The sequence below is a fragment of the Chromobacterium sphagni genome (assembly GCF_001855555.1).
In the GTDB taxonomy this organism is placed as follows: Bacteria; Pseudomonadota; Gammaproteobacteria; order Burkholderiales; family Chromobacteriaceae; genus Chromobacterium; species Chromobacterium sphagni.
This window is the reverse complement of the sequence record NZ_MKCT01000033.1, coordinates 20,022-33,822: the sequence shown is the minus strand read 5'-3', so window position 1 is coordinate 33,822 and position 13,801 is coordinate 20,022. Positions and strand designations below refer to the sequence as shown.

Genomic DNA, 13,801 nt, shown 5'->3' with positions numbered 1-13,801 from the left:
TTCCATCTGATCCAGCTCGCGCAGCAGGTCGTTGGGGAATTCGATATCGGCCTTGTCGATTTCGTCGATCAGCAGCACCGGCGCCTGTTCGGCGTCGAACGCCTGCCACAGCTTGCCCTTGACGATGTAGTTGGCGATGTCGTGCACCTTGGCATCGCCCAGCTGCGAGTCGCGCAGCCGCGATACGGCGTCGTATTCGTACAGGCCATGCTGGGCCTTGGTGGTGGATTTGATCGGCCAGACGATCAGCTCCCGGCCTAGGCTGGCGGCCACTTCTTCTGCCAGCATGGTCTTGCCGGTGCCGGGCTCGCCCTTGATCAGCAGCGGGCGTTGCAGGGTGATGGAGGCGTTGACGGCCATCATCAGGTCGTCGGTGGCGATATAGCGTTCGGTGCCGGTGAAGCGCGTGTTCATTGTCGGTTTCAATATTGGGATGGTGGAATGCAAAAACAGCCGCGGGTCGGTGCCCCGCGACTGCTTCCGTTTTGGGAGAGGTCAGCGGGCGAATTCGCGCTCGAGATCGTCCAGGGTGATGTTCCAGCTTTTCATCATGTAGCTGAGCAGCGCCATTTCGCTGTCGCTGATGGTGCCGTCTGACTTGCTGATGTCCATTGCCAGCACGCAGGCCAGGATGCGTTTGCGGTGGTCGCTCACTTCGGACAGCAGATTGTCTATTCTTTCCCGGTCCAGCAGACGGATCGAGCCATCGTCGCCGGCCTCGTCGGATACGTCGTCGCAGAAGTCGCGCAATACCTGGGCGAATTGTTTGCGCGGCAGGTTGATCAGATGGTAGACGTGCAGTTTTTCCAGCAGCTCAAGCTCGCGCGGATCCATGTTGCCATCGGTAATCATGAACATGGCCAGGAGTCTGGCCAGCGCCTCTGGGCTGTTGGGCGGGTAGTTTCTCATGGCGCCATTCCTTTTTGCTATTGACTAAGCTTCCCGGAAAACGCTTCCGGCATTGGGGCGATTTTGCGCGTCCGGTAGTCGAAAAAGACGATACCTGTTTTCAATCTTGCCACTTCTTTGCCGGTGTTGTCATCGACTGCTTGATAAATAAGATCCAGCCCATAGCGGTTGAGGGCGGCGATGCCGATGCCGAAACGCAGCAGGTCGCCGTGAAACGCCTCGGCATGATAGCAGGCGGCCATGTCGGCAATGACGATGCCCAGTCCGTCCACCGTCAGTTCGCTGGCGTATCCCAGATGTTTGAACAGGCGCAGCCTGGCTTCGTGCGCCAGCCTCAACAGTGCGTCGTTGGCCAGGTGCTGGGCGTAATTGATGTCGCCGATGCGGATGTCCAGGCGGGTTTCAAAAATGAAGCGGTCGGGCAGGTCGAGCGTTAGGCGCGCCATGGCTTGATGGTGTCCGCAGTGTGGAGGATATGGCCTTTATGTCAAGGAAGCTAATCTGTGTCAAACGCTAGGGGGGAGGGTTTGGTAGACTAAGGATGTAGGCCAGACTCGTAGAGGAGCTTAACGTCATGTACCAGAGAATTTTCGTGCCGGTGGACGACAGCGACACTTCCAATATGGCGCTGAACGAAGCGTGCAAGTTGGCCAAGGTGTTCGCATCGTCGGTCAGGCTGGTCCACGTGGTGGATCTGGCGCAGTTCGGCTGGGGAGGGACCGAGTTTCTGGACGCCACCGAATTGCAGAAGTCTATCAAGCAGGCCGGCGAACAGGTGCTGGGGTTGGCCGGCGAGCGCGCCAAGGCTATGGGCGTGGAACCGGAGTGCCGGATACTTGAGAGCTGGGGCGACAAGATCGCCGCGGTCCTTGCCGACGATGCCAGCGCCTGGGGGGCCGATCTGGTGGTGATGGGAACCCATGGCCTGGGCGGGTTGATGCATCTGCTGATGGGTAGCGTGGCGGAGGGGCTGCTGAAGGTGGCGGATATGCCGGTGCTGTTGATTCGGAACCCGGGCGATTAACCCGCCGCCATATGGTGGGGCTTGTCGGCGGTTCGGCTTTGCTTGCGTGCAGCGGGTGATTGTTCGACATTCGGGATGTAAAAAAGCCAGCTCGGCGTTTGCCGGGCTGGCTTTTTTCGGGCTGACGTCAGCCTGCGGTGGCTTCCGCGCCGCCTTCTTGAGCCTCGATCTTGGTACGAACCGCTTTGCGCAGGCTCTTGTACAGATCGGGGTGGGTCTCCTTCAGGTATTCGACGATCTCGAAGTCTTCGCGGCGCACCTTGGACAGGTCGATCTGCTCGACATGTACCAGGCGAAGCAGCTCGCGTACCGGTTTGGGCATGTTGCGGCCGCTTTCGTAGCGGGAGCCGCCGGACTGGGTCACGCCGATGCGGCTCCAGAATTCTTGTTGGTTCAGGCCTAGCTTGCGGCGGATTTCCCGAGGGTTCGGGATTTTTTCAAACAGTTTCATGAGTGTTCCTCTCGTATCTGAAACAAAGGTTCTAATATTTTTTTAGGACTTCGCCCTGCTTATTAAAAATAGCAAAAAAAATTCAACAGGAATATTTATGATGCAGGGAAAATAGTGAAGTTCCATTAATTTGAAAATTCAGCTTTGCTAATGTTAGCGGAATCTTATCATCAAGGACAATGGGATTTGATGGCGACGTCGTAATTTGGCTGAAAAAGTGTCGCAATTTTGCAATTGAACTTGATGAATCTTTAAAGAGGGGAGGGGTGGCGAGCCTGACCCCCGGCACTTGCACTAAATAACTGTGGCTGCTTCCTTCCGGACCTGACCAGGTTCGCTATCGTGCAATGCGGGGAGGCCCGCCATAGAGAGAAGGGATTGTATCCAATGCTGTGCTATTTGCCAAGCATTTTTTATGCGGCCACAGCTACGCCCGCGGGGGGGAGGGAGGATTCGCAAGGGCCTGTCCTATTGCCTGCCGGCAGCGCTGGGTGCAGACTCTGGCATAGACCTTTTCTTACGCAGGATTGCCCATGTCTACCGATGCAACCGGGTTGCTGTCCAAACTGATCCGCTTCGATACCACCAGCCGTTATTCCAATCTGCAATTAATAGAGTGGGTGCGCGACTATCTGGCCGGTTTCGGCCTGACAAGCCGATTGACCTACAATGATGATGGCAGCAAGGCCAATCTGTTTGCGCGCATCGGCCCGGACGATATGCCGCTGATCGTGTTGTCAGGTCATACCGATGTGGTTCCCATTGATGGGCAGGTTTGGCATTACCCCCATTCGAATTGACAGATGGCGGCGACGGGCGCCTGTATGGGCGCGGCAGCGCCGACATGAAGGGCTTCATCGCCTGCGTGCTGGCCCAGGTGCCGCATTTCGCCAAGCTGGCCACTGACGGGAAGCTGACGCAAGGCATAGGCATTGCCTTGTCTTACGATGAGGAGGTGGGCTGCCTAGGCGTGGGGCGCATGATAGATGCGCTGGTGGAGGATGGCGTGCAGGTCGCCGGCTGCCTGGTAGGCGAGCCGACATCCATGCGGCCGGTCATCGCCCACAAGGGCATCGCCCATTACCGTTGCCGGGTAAAGGGCAAGGCGGCGCACTCTTCCCTGACTCCGCAGGGCGTCAACGCTATCGAGTTCGCGGCCAGATTGATCACCCACATCCGCAAGCTGGCCGACGCCGAGGCGGCCTTTGGCCATCGGCAGCCGCTTTACGACGTGCCGTTCACCACGATGCAAACCGGACTGGTGCATGGCGGCGTAGCCTGCAACATCGTTCCGGCGGATTGCGAGTTCATGTTCGAATGCCGTTGGCTGCCGGGCGACGATCCTCAGCGCCTGGTGTCGTCGGTGGCGGATTACGCCGCGACCCTGGTGCAGGAAATGAAGGCGGTGTCGGACGAGACTGGCATCGATATCGAGCCGGCGGTGTACAGTCCCGCGTTCGAATCCGACCCGGCCTCTTCGATCAGGCAGTATGTCGCCAGCCTGTGCGGTTGCGAGGGCGGGGCGGGCGTGGCCTATACCACCGAGGCAGGGTTGTTCAGTCAGGCCGGCATGCCGTGCGTGGTTCTGGGGCCAGGGTCGATCGAGCAGGCGCATAGGCCGGACGAGTTCATCGAAGTGGCTCAGTTGCAGGCCTGCTATGATTGGTTGGGCAGGCTGGCGGATGAGTTGACCCAGGCCAGGTAGTTGTAAAAATTGTTTTGCACACATACACAATAGGCTTCACAATCCACGCCCTGTAGCATCGAAGGTCAAGTGAGCCCGCCCGGACGACCTCCGCGCGGGCTTGTTTTATTTGTGGTAGAGAGAACAACAATGAGTTTGGACAAAGCTAAATCGGGTGGAGAGATCAAGCTGAGGGATGGATTCACTTCCAGCTTCGGCGTGTTGGCGGCGACGCTGGGGTCGGCTGTCGGCTTGGGCAATATCTGGAAGTTTCCTTATCTGACGGGCACCAATGGCGGCGCGGGCTTCCTGGTGGTGTATGTGCTGGCCACGCTGATGGTGGGGCTGCCGGTGATGATTTCCGAGATCATGCTGGGCCGCAAGGCCAAGCGCGATGCGGTGACCACGCTGGCCAAACTGGCGCCTGCCGGGCAGCCGTGGTGGCTGATCGGGGCTTTCGGCGTATTCGCCGCCTTCCTGATCATGGCGTTCTATTCTGAAGTGTCGGCATGGGTATTCGCCTACATCTTTAAGGCGATTGCCGGCGACATCCTGTCCAGCGATCCCAAGGTGACATCCGGCGCGTTCACCGCGCTGATCACCGATCCGGTGCAGTCGCTGTTGTGGCAATGGCTGGTGCTGGCGCTGATCGGCGGCATCCTGCTGCTGGGCGTGTCCAAGGGTATCGAGGCCGTCACCAAGAAGCTGATGCCGCTGTTGTTCGTGTTGCTGGTGGTGATAGGCGTGCGCAGCATGATGCTGCCAGGTGCGAGCCAAGGACTGGCGTTCCTGTTCACGCCGGATTTCTCCAAGATTACCGCCGGCGTGGTGCTGACCGCGGTGGGCCTGGCCTTCTTCAAGCTGTCCATCGGCATGGGCACCATGATCACCTACGGCAGCTATTTCCGCGACGATCAGAACATTCCGCTGACCACCTTCCGTGTGATGTGTGCCGATCTGTTCGTGTCCCTGCTTGCCGGCATCGCCATCTTTCCTGCGGTGTTCGCTTTCGGCTTCCAACCGGCGGCCGGGCCGTCGCTGTTGTTCATCACCATTCCCGCCGTGTTCGCCAGCATGCCGCTGGGCCATCTGTTCATGGTGGTGTTCTTCGTTCTGGCCGCCATCGCGGCCACCGGCGCGATGCTGTCTATCCTTGAGGTGCCGGTTTCGGTGCTGAGCGAGCGTTTCGGCATCAGCCGCGTCAAGTCCACCATCATCAATCTGCTGCTGTTGGCGGTGGTGGGGGCGGGATGCGCGTTGTCCAACAGCCTGACCGCCGATATCAAGCTGCATGGCATGACCATGTTCGACCTGTTCGACTTCGTCACGTCCAATGTGCTGATGCCGCTGGGCGGGATTTGCCTGTGCCTGTTCACTGGCTGGGTCTGGGGCTATGGCCGTTTCCGCGAGGCCTTGAGCAACGGCGGCGCGCTGAAGAGCGACGGGTTGTTGAAGGCATTGTTCTTCGTGGTGCGTTTCGTCTCGCCGGTGTTGATCTTGGTGGTGATGCTGAAAGGTTTGAAAGTCATCTGATGTCGCGATGCGCCAAGCCGGGCCGATTGGTCCGGCCTGGCGCCGTCAGGAGGGCGTGCTGTCCTCGTCGCCGCTGATGACGGGGGGCGGCGTGAAGCCGTTGATGTCGCGGGCGCTTTTTTCCAGCAGCAGGACGATGGCGGTATTGGCCGCGCCGAACAGCCAGCTGACCAGAAGGAATACCGAGTAGGCGGTGAGCTTGTCGTGAAACAGGCTGTTGCCGTGCAAGGTCAGTTCGGCTGGATCGAAAATCGAGTAAAACACGGTGGTGGCGATCACCGCGATGATGAAGGACGGCCAGAACAGCAGGATTCCCTTTTTCATGAAAAACCTCCGGTTGTCGGCGAGAGCGCCGCGGGGTGGATTGGCCGGCAGGGCGGCGATACTTCTGCTTATGTCATTGGACCGGGTTTGTCGACATTGGTGCGCCGCATACTGCCTGCGCGGACAGTGCGCCCCGGTCTGGGGAATGGCCTGGCATCATGTTAGACTGTTGTTCGACAGCGAACGAATTCGCGTTCGAATGGCAACAAGCAATACTGGATTTTCTAGGGTCGGCCGTGATGGCCGGCTCATCTGCAAAGCAATGGAGCCTGGTATGACCTCTTCGATCTTCGCCGGTGTGGCACTGGCGCCGCGTGACCCCATCCTTGGTCTTAATGAAGCATTCAATGCGGATGCCCGCAACACCAAGGTCAATCTTGGCGTGGGCGTGTATTCCGACGACAATGGCAAGATTCCATTGCTGGGCGCGGTCAGGGCCGCGGAGAAGGCCAGGTTGGAAGCGTTGCCGGCGCGCGGCTATCAGCCTATCGAAGGTCCGGCCGCTTATGATGTCGCGGTGCAGAACCTGTTGTTCGGCCAGGGCAGCGAATTGCTGACTGCTGACCGGGTGGTGACGGCGCAGGCGCTGGGCGGCACCGGCGCCTTGAAGATAGGCGCGGATTTCCTCAAGAGACTGAATCCCGAATCCAAGGTCTATATCAGCGATCCGTCCTGGGAAAACCACCGTGCGCTGTTCGAATCGGCTGGCTTCCAGGTGGAGCATTATCCTTATTACGATGAGGCCAGCCGCGGCGTCGACTTTGTTGCGATGAAGTCCTATCTGGCTGCTCTGGATGCCGGCTCCGTCATCGTGCTGCATGCTTGCTGCCATAACCCTACCGGGGCGGATATCTCCGCCGCCCAGTGGCAAGAGGTAGTGGCGGTTTGCCGCGAGCGCGGCCTGGTGCCGTTCCTGGATATGGCCTACCAGGGCTTTGCCGATGGCATCGATGCCGACGCGCTGGCAGTGCGGCTGTTTGCGGCCTCCGGTTTGCAGTTCCTAGTGGCCAGCTCCTTTTCCAAGAGCTTCTCGCTATACGGTGAGCGAGTGGGCGCGCTGTCCATCGTGACCGACAGCAAGGACGAGTCGGCGCGGGTGCTCTCCCAGTTGAAGCGGGTGATCCGCACCAACTATTCCAATCCGCCCATCCACGGCGCAGCCATTGTGGCGGCGGTGTTGTCCAGCCCGGAGCTGCGCCAGCAGTGGGAGGACGAACTGGCCGGCATGCGCGAACGAATCCGGACCATGCGCGTGGGCCTACTGGCTGCCATCCAGTCGCATGGCGCGAAAACCGACTTCAGCTTCATCACCCGTCAGCGCGGGATGTTTTCCTATACTGGTCTGACGGCGGCCCAAGTGGAGCAACTGCGCAGCGAGTTCGGCATCTATGCGGTGTCCACCGGGCGCATCTGCCTGGCGGCGCTCAATAGCAAGAATGTTGACTATGTGGCGTCGGCAATCGCCAGGGTTATCCAGGATTGACACTGTCCTGATTGCGAAGACAAGGCTCCGGAAATGTTCCGGGGCCTTGTTTTTTGTGGGTATGGGCGCGGGACTCGGCTAGTCGAAATGCAGATTTTTGGAAAATTGCAATTCATTTGACATTTGCTTATTTGGGCTGTGACGTTCATGCAAAATTTGGGGTGGCCAAAAGGACAGTTTTGTTCTAGCGGGGCAAGATTTTTCCGCAATGGCATTGTCTGTGTCGGGAAATATCCTCATGATGCTCGGAGACATCAGCGAATGTCAGGTTGCAAACCGTCGTTTCTCAACGTCGGCGCAATACAAAATAATCCAACAGCTTGTTAGAGGGGAGACCCTCGGGGTAGATGCCATGACTGCGACTTTTCCTGAAGTGCTGGTTCCGCAGGCCATAACTGCGGGTGCTTTCGATGCGGACGATGCCGATGTCCGCAATAATCTAGGGCTGCTGGGCCTGCTGGATGTTTACTCTAGGGACGGGCGCTACCGGCTGACCGTTTCCCTGGAGCCGGTAGACCCTGACAGGCAGCCTACGTTGTGGGCGCTGGAGGTGGAGATGGAAGTCTGCGCCGACGGCAAGGTGGCGCGCCATACCGGACGGCAGCTGGAGTATTCCGGCAGCGCGCCCGGCAGTTATCTGCGCAAGTTGCTCGCCAATGGGGAGCTGCACGGCTATCTGGTGTCGGGAGCCGCCGCTGCGGCTTGAGTGCCGCAAGGGACGATAGAAACAAAAAGCCATTCGTGAGAGTGGCTTTTTTTACGCCTTGATGGGTCAGGCCGCATGCCTTTCATACAGCGAGCGGAAAGCGTGCATGTATTCCGGCTGTACATAAGGCTTGAGCAGCGCCAGCACCTGTAGCACGCCGCGATGGCCAGACTCCTCGGTGATGGGCGCCTTGGGGCGGGAGGTTTGCTCAAAGGCGAACCAGAACTTCACCACCAGCCAGATATTGATGCTGACGCCCTCGATGTCCTCTTCGTCCATCCGCAGCAGGCCCAGACGGATGAATTCGCGAAAATGCTCGCCCAGAATGTTCTTCAGCTCGGTATTGACGAACTGGTGGTACTCCGATTGCATCTGCGGATTGCGTGCCAGCATGCCCGGCAGGTCGTAGAACATGAAGCGGAACTGCCACATCGCCAGGAAGGCGGTATCCAGATAGTTGACCAAGTCGTCCACCGTCATCTTGCGGTCTTCCGGCACCGCCAGACGCTGGTTGATGAACTCCCGGTACATGGTGAAGATCTGGTAGACGATCTCTTCTTTGTTGCGGAAGTGATAGTAGAGGTTGCCGGGGCTGATGCCCAGGTGGGCTGCGATATGGTTGGTGGTGATGCTGCGCTCGCCCTGCTCATTGAACAGTTTGAGGCTTTCCTGAATGATGCGGTCGTAGGTCTTGATTCTGGTTTTGCTCATGATGCACCGGCTGGTAATGACTTCGCATAGCGCAATTGTATACGATGTTTGGAGTTCTAGCTCTATTCTTTACGTCTGGGAGATCGGGTAGCAGTCGGCCAGGAACTGATGCAGGATCACCTGTTCGATGCGTTGCCGCTCCCGGGCGGGGATGGCGATGCGCAAGATCAGCTGGTAGCGCTTCTCATCGACCGGCTGAATGGAAATCCGCGGCTCCACCGAAGGGATGTCGACCAGATAGCGCTTGGCCATGTCCTCCATGTGGCGGCGCGCCACGTCCACATGCGGCAGGCAGGCGCTTTCCGCCGCGCCCATCAGCATCAGCTCGGCTTGCGCGGGCGGCACGCTGTAGGCCAGCGGCACATTGATGATGTGCATCACGTACTCGCCCATGTAGTTTTCCCGGATCACCGGGGTGGACAGCAGCAGGCTGTTGGGGAAGGTTAGCGCCCGGCCAGTCATCTGGTGCGAGCTATGGTTGGGGCCGATTTCCATCACCGTGGTGGACAGCAGGCCGATATCCACTACTCGGCCGCGCACCGTGCCGATCTCGATGTGGTCGCCCAGGCTGTAGCTGTTGGACATCTGCCGCACCACGCCGCCGGACAGGCACATGATCAGCTCCTTGGTGGCCAGGATCAGCGCAGCGGTGAAGGCCAGCATGGAGACGGCCAGCGTTTGCAGCTCATTGGCCCAGATGAAGCCTATGCCGGCCAGGCCGGTGACGAACAACCCGTTACGGGTGTTGATAGACCAGCGACGGCGCGCCTCGACCGGCGCGCTGTTGCTGGCGGCCAGCAGCCGGTCCACCACCACGCGGATGATCAGCAAGGTGAGGATCAGCAGCAGCGAGCGGGTGATTTCGTGCGAGTAGTTTTCCCGCAGGAATGCAAGCAGGTCGAGGAGGGTGCGCATGCCTCAGTCGTTCAGCTTGACCGCGTGCTCGCGGGTTTCGTGGAACACGATGTCTGGCCAGCGTTCCTGAGTCAATGCGAAGTTGACGCGGTTGGGGGCCAGGTAGGACAGGTTGCCGCCGGCATCGGTGGCGATGTTCATCTGCAGCGCCTTGACGAATTCGTCCAGCTTCTTGCGGTCGTCGCAGCTGAACCAGCGCGCCGACCAGATGCTGGCCGATTCAAACATCGCGTCCACGCCGTATTCGGCCGCCAGACGGCTGGCCACCACTTCAAATTGCAGCACGCCCACAGCGCCCAGAATCAGGTCGCCGCCGTTGTGCGGCTTGAATACCTGTACCGCGCCTTCCTCGCCCAATTGCTGCAAGCCTTTTTGCAGCTGCTTGAGCTTCAGCGGGTTCTTGATGCGCACCGAGCGGAACATTTCCGGCGCGAAGAATGGAATGCCGGTGAAGGCCAGCTCTTCGCCTTCGGAAAAGCTGTCGCCGATCTGGATGTTGCCGTGGTTGGGGATGCCGATGATGTCGCCGGCAAACGCCTCTTCCACGATCTCGCGGTCGTGCGACATGAAGGTCACCACGCTGGAGGCGGCGATGTCGCGGTTCAGGCGCAGATGCTTCATCTTCATGCCGCGCTCGAACTGGCCGGAGCAGACGCGCAGGAAGGCGATGCGGTCGCGGTGCTTCGGGTCCATATTGGCCTGGATCTTGAATACGAAGCCGGAGAATTTGGCTTCCTTCGGGTCCACGCTGCGCAGGGTGGCGTCGCGCTCTTGCGGCGCCGGCGCCCAGTCGATCAGCGCGTTGAGGATTTCGCGCACGCCGAAGTTGTTGATCGCCGAGCCGAAGAACACCGGGGTGAGGGTGCCGGCGAGGAATTCCGCCAGATTCCACTCGTTGGACGCGCCCTTGACTAGCTCGATCTCCATGCGCAGCTGTTCCATTTCCAGCGGGAACAGTTCATCCAGGCGCGGGTTGTCTATGCCCTGGATCACTTCGATGTCGGATACCAGCTTTTCGGTGCCTGCTTCAAACAGGATCACCGCGTCGTTCAGCAGGCTGTATACGCCGCGGAAGGTCTTGCCCATGCCGATCGGCCAGGTGATGGGCGAGCAGCGGATCTTCAGCACGTCTTCCACTTCGTCCAGCAACTCCAGACTGTCGCGCACTTCGCGGTCGCACTTGTTCATGAAGGTGACGATGGGGGTATTGCGCAGGCGACAGACGTTAAGCAGCTTGATGGTCTGTTCTTCCACGCCCTTGGCCGCGTCGATCACCATCAGCGCGCTGTCTACCGCGGTGAGCACGCGGTAGGTGTCTTCCGAGAAGTCCTGGTGGCCTGGAGTGTCCAGCAGATTGACCGTATGGTCGCGGTAGTCGAACTGCATCACCGACGAAGCGACGGAAATGCCGCGCTGCTTTTCGATTTCCATCCAGTCCGAGGTGGCGAACTTGCCGCCTTTCTTGCCCTTGACCGTACCGGCCATCTGGATGGCGCCGGAGAACAGCAGCAGTTTTTCCGTCAGCGTGGTTTTGCCGGCGTCGGGGTGGGAAATGATGGCGAAGGTGCGGCGGTGCGAGACTTCTTCGGCGATGCGGGAGAGTTCGGCGGACATGGGGCGCTTGCTTGAAATTCAATAAAGCCGGCTATTTTACCGGACTTGCGTGTGGGAGGACGGAAATTTTATGTTAATATTTGAGAACGATTATCAATTACAAAAATTTCCGTGATGCAACAAAGAAGCGCCGCAGTCCCCGTTTGTTCTTCCGCAGTCTTCCCATCCTGCCTAACCCTGATCGCCCTTAGCCTGGCCAGCCACGCCTCCCGGGCGGCGGAGTTGCCGTCGCTTGAAACCGTCAAGGTCAGCGCCGAAGCGCCGCTGTTGAAGCCCGCGGTCAGCAAGCTGGAAAAAGAGGAGATCGCCCGCCCCCAGGCCAAGTCGCTGGCCGAAGTGCTGGATGCGCTGCCTGGGGTGAATGCCGGTGGTTCGCCGCGTCCCGGCGGCCAGACCATCAATGTCTGGGGCTTTGGCGATGTCGAGCAGGTGCAGGTGTATCTTGACGGCGCCGGTCAGGGCTTCGACAAGTACCAGCAGGGCACGTCTTTTATCGATCCGGAGCTGCTGGGTTCGGTGGAGGTGATCAAGGGCGGCCATTCGCCGTTCTATGGCAATGGCGCCTTTGGCGGGGTTGTGAAGGCGGAAACCAAAACCGTCAATGAATTGCTGCTGCCGGGCAGGAAGGTCGGCGGTTTCGCCAAGCTTGGCTATCAGGACAATGGCCATCGCTTCAGTCAATCGCTGGCGGCTTATGCCGGCGGGGCGGAGCAGCCGGCCGACATTCTGGCCTATGTCACGCACAGCCGCGGCGGCGACGGCACGCAGCCGAACGGCACGCCCTACCGTTTTTCCGGCGGCGAGCAGCAAGGCGGCATGCTGAAGCTGGGCTGGCGGCCGGTCGAGGGGCATAGCCTGAAGCTGGGCTTCGTGCGCCAGGACGACGAGTTGCGCACGCCGTGGGCGGCCAAGCGCGGCGACATCCCCGCTCCCAGCTCCTATGACATCAATAAGTATGGCCTGGACCAGGCCTGGTTGATGAGGACGGTATGGCGCGAGCAGAAAGTGGAGTCGATGACCGCCGACTGGAATTACGTCAGCAGCAGCCTGCCCTGGCTGGATCTGCGGTTGAGCTACGCGCAGTCGCGCAGGTTTCAGCATGACACCCGTCCGGACAATGCCAATAGCTCGGCTTTTGATTCGCAGTTCGGCAAGGAAAGCTGGGTAACGCAGAATGACAAGCAATGGGATTTGCGCAATGTCGCCAATCTGGGGGAGGGCTGGGCCAGCCAACAGGTGACGGTCGGCGCCAGTTGGTCGCGCAAGGACCGCGACGCCGTGGCCTATATGCCGAGCAAGGCCAAGGACCCCAGTTACAACTACGGATGGATGAATCCGCGCTATTCGCCGCCGGGCAGCGAAACCATGCAATCCGCCTACTGGGTGCATGAGTGGAAGCCGTTGGATGGCCTCAGCCTGACGCCGTCGCTGCGTTACGACCATATCGAAGTGCGCGGCAGACAGAACCTGGCGCCCACTTACAACAATCCGGCTAAAGGGCATGATTACAGCGCGCTGGAGTTCTCCGGCTGGTCGCCGCGCCTGGCCGCCAGCTGGCGCTTCCTGCCGCAATGGACGCTGGATGCCGGCTATGTCCACACCTGGCGCGCGCCCAATGCCGACGAGGTCTATGACGTGCAGACGCTGGGCAGCACCACTGCCAGCAGCCGCCAGTTGCAGCCGGAAAAACTGCGGGCCTGGAGGCTGGGTCTGGCCTTTAATGGCGGCGATATGTTGGCGTCTGGCGATCGCCTGACCTCCAGCCTCGCCTGGTTCCGCCAGGACGTGCGCGACGCCATCGGCCAGCGCATCGGACCCAATCGCGGCGACGCGCCGGGCGCGCCTTTGCCCAGACTGATAGGGTTCTACCGCAATTTGCCGGGTTATGTGATCAGCGGCTTCGAGTTCGACAGCCGTTATCAGTGGCGCGGCCTGTTCGCCAGCCTTTCCTTGTCGTCTATCGTCGGCGAGCGCCGCCACAGCCTGCGCGACCCATGGGGCAAGGATGAACCGCTGGTGGATATTCCGCCGCGCAAGGCGGTGTTGACCGCCGGTTATATGTTTGCGCCGATTGGCCTGACGCTGGGCGCGCAAGGCAAGTTTGCGCGCGCGCAGGACCGGGTGCCGCAGAATGTCAATCCGGAAGCGCTGGGCTACGCCTATCCGGCGCAGCATGGTTATGCGCTGGCCGGATTGTTCGCGGTATGGCAGCCAACCACGGCCAGTCTGAAAGGGATGGAGTTCAGACTGTCGGTGGACAATCTGTTCAACCGCGACTACCAGCCCTATCTGACCGAAGGCGCCGAGGGCATGGGCCGGGCCATCCGCAGCAGCATGTCCTGGCGCTTCTGACGCTGCTCTCGGCCGGCTTGCCGGCCGCGAATATGGCGACGGCTTGGACATGGCGGGGTACAATGACGGCATTCGGATAGTCAGGATTCAAGGAG

At 59.9% G+C, this 13,801-nt stretch carries 15 protein-coding genes and 1 other RNA gene; 7 read left to right on the top strand and 9 right to left on the bottom strand.

The genetic code is table 11. The features are described from left to right. The 3 genes from BI344_RS13960 to BI344_RS13950 all read right to left on the bottom strand — a co-directional run. Window positions 1–414: AAA family ATPase (locus tag BI344_RS13960; protein WP_139167031.1), on the bottom strand; the 414-nt coding region annotated here is incomplete at its 3' end. Between the two features lie 81 nt (window positions 415–495). Beyond that, window positions 496–909: a tellurite resistance TerB family protein gene (locus tag BI344_RS13955; protein WP_071113499.1), complete on the bottom strand. Its 414-nt coding sequence runs from the start codon at window positions 907–909 to the stop codon at window positions 496–498. A gap of 17 nt (window positions 910–926) precedes the next feature. Further along, a complete protein-coding gene (locus tag BI344_RS13950) occupies window positions 927–1,355 on the bottom strand; it encodes an acyl-CoA thioesterase (protein ID WP_071113498.1) in 429 nt (142 codons plus the stop codon). Window positions 1,356–1,483: 128 nt separating this feature from the next. Here BI344_RS13950 and BI344_RS13945 point away from each other — a divergent pair, with 128 nt between their 5' ends. Beyond that, window positions 1,484–1,933 (top strand): universal stress protein, encoded by a 450-nt coding sequence (locus BI344_RS13945; protein WP_071113497.1) that lies wholly within the window; start codon window positions 1,484–1,486, stop codon window positions 1,931–1,933. 127 nt (window positions 1,934–2,060) lie between these two features. Here BI344_RS13945 and BI344_RS13940 read toward each other — a convergent pair whose 3' ends face one another. Next, complete coding sequence (locus BI344_RS13940) at window positions 2,061–2,384, bottom strand: helix-turn-helix domain-containing protein (RefSeq protein WP_043577324.1); 324 nt, start codon at window positions 2,382–2,384, stop codon at window positions 2,061–2,063. A gap of 265 nt (window positions 2,385–2,649) precedes the next feature. Then, window positions 2,650–2,748, bottom strand: an RNA gene (ffs, locus tag BI344_RS13935) — signal recognition particle sRNA small type. A 169-nt stretch (window positions 2,749–2,917) separates the two neighbouring features. Here ffs and BI344_RS25360 point away from each other — a divergent pair. From BI344_RS25360 to BI344_RS13925, 3 genes are all read left to right on the top strand, one after another. Then, window positions 2,918–3,184 (top strand): hypothetical protein, encoded by a 267-nt coding sequence (locus BI344_RS25360; RefSeq protein ID WP_241499359.1) that lies wholly within the window; start codon window positions 2,918–2,920, stop codon window positions 3,182–3,184. Then, entirely contained in the window at window positions 3,181–4,089 is a 909-nt protein-coding gene (locus BI344_RS13930) for a M20/M25/M40 family metallo-hydrolase (protein WP_241499358.1), read from the top strand. The genes BI344_RS25360 and BI344_RS13930 overlap by 4 nt, the downstream gene beginning before the upstream one ends. Before the next feature lie 129 nt (window positions 4,090–4,218). Further along, on the top strand, window positions 4,219–5,601 hold the full coding sequence (locus tag BI344_RS13925) for a sodium-dependent transporter (RefSeq protein WP_071113496.1): 1,383 nt from the start codon (window positions 4,219–4,221) through the stop codon (window positions 5,599–5,601). 45 nt (window positions 5,602–5,646) lie between these two features. On the opposite strand, the gene BI344_RS13920 is transcribed toward BI344_RS13925, so the two are convergent. After that, window positions 5,647–5,925 (bottom strand): hypothetical protein, encoded by a 279-nt coding sequence (locus tag BI344_RS13920; protein WP_071113495.1) that lies wholly within the window; start codon window positions 5,923–5,925, stop codon window positions 5,647–5,649. 274 nt (window positions 5,926–6,199) lie between these two features. Here BI344_RS13920 and BI344_RS13915 point away from each other — a divergent pair, with 274 nt between their 5' ends. Then, window positions 6,200–7,408: an amino acid aminotransferase gene (locus BI344_RS13915; protein WP_071113494.1), complete on the top strand. Its 1,209-nt coding sequence runs from the start codon at window positions 6,200–6,202 to the stop codon at window positions 7,406–7,408. Between the two features lie 352 nt (window positions 7,409–7,760). Next, window positions 7,761–8,114, top strand: a complete 354-nt coding sequence (locus tag BI344_RS13910; protein ID WP_139167030.1) for a hypothetical protein — start codon at window positions 7,761–7,763, stop codon at window positions 8,112–8,114. A 66-nt stretch (window positions 8,115–8,180) separates the two neighbouring features. On the opposite strand, the gene BI344_RS13905 is transcribed toward BI344_RS13910, so the two are convergent. The 3 genes from BI344_RS13905 to BI344_RS13895 form a co-directional block, all read right to left on the bottom strand. Beyond that, entirely contained in the window at window positions 8,181–8,825 is a 645-nt protein-coding gene (locus BI344_RS13905) for a TetR/AcrR family transcriptional regulator (protein ID WP_071113492.1), read from the bottom strand. A 69-nt stretch (window positions 8,826–8,894) separates the two neighbouring features. After that, a complete protein-coding gene (locus tag BI344_RS13900; protein ID WP_071113491.1) occupies window positions 8,895–9,740 on the bottom strand; it encodes a mechanosensitive ion channel family protein in 846 nt (281 codons plus the stop codon). A 3-nt stretch (window positions 9,741–9,743) separates the two neighbouring features. Continuing rightward, entirely contained in the window at window positions 9,744–11,354 is a 1,611-nt protein-coding gene (locus tag BI344_RS13895; protein WP_071113490.1) for a peptide chain release factor 3, read from the bottom strand. Between the two features lie 114 nt (window positions 11,355–11,468). On the opposite strand from BI344_RS13895, the gene BI344_RS13890 reads away from it, so the two are divergent. Continuing rightward, window positions 11,469–13,706: a TonB-dependent hemoglobin/transferrin/lactoferrin family receptor gene (locus tag BI344_RS13890; RefSeq protein ID WP_071113489.1), complete on the top strand. Its 2,238-nt coding sequence runs from the start codon at window positions 11,469–11,471 to the stop codon at window positions 13,704–13,706. Window positions 13,707–13,801 lie beyond the last annotated feature (95 nt).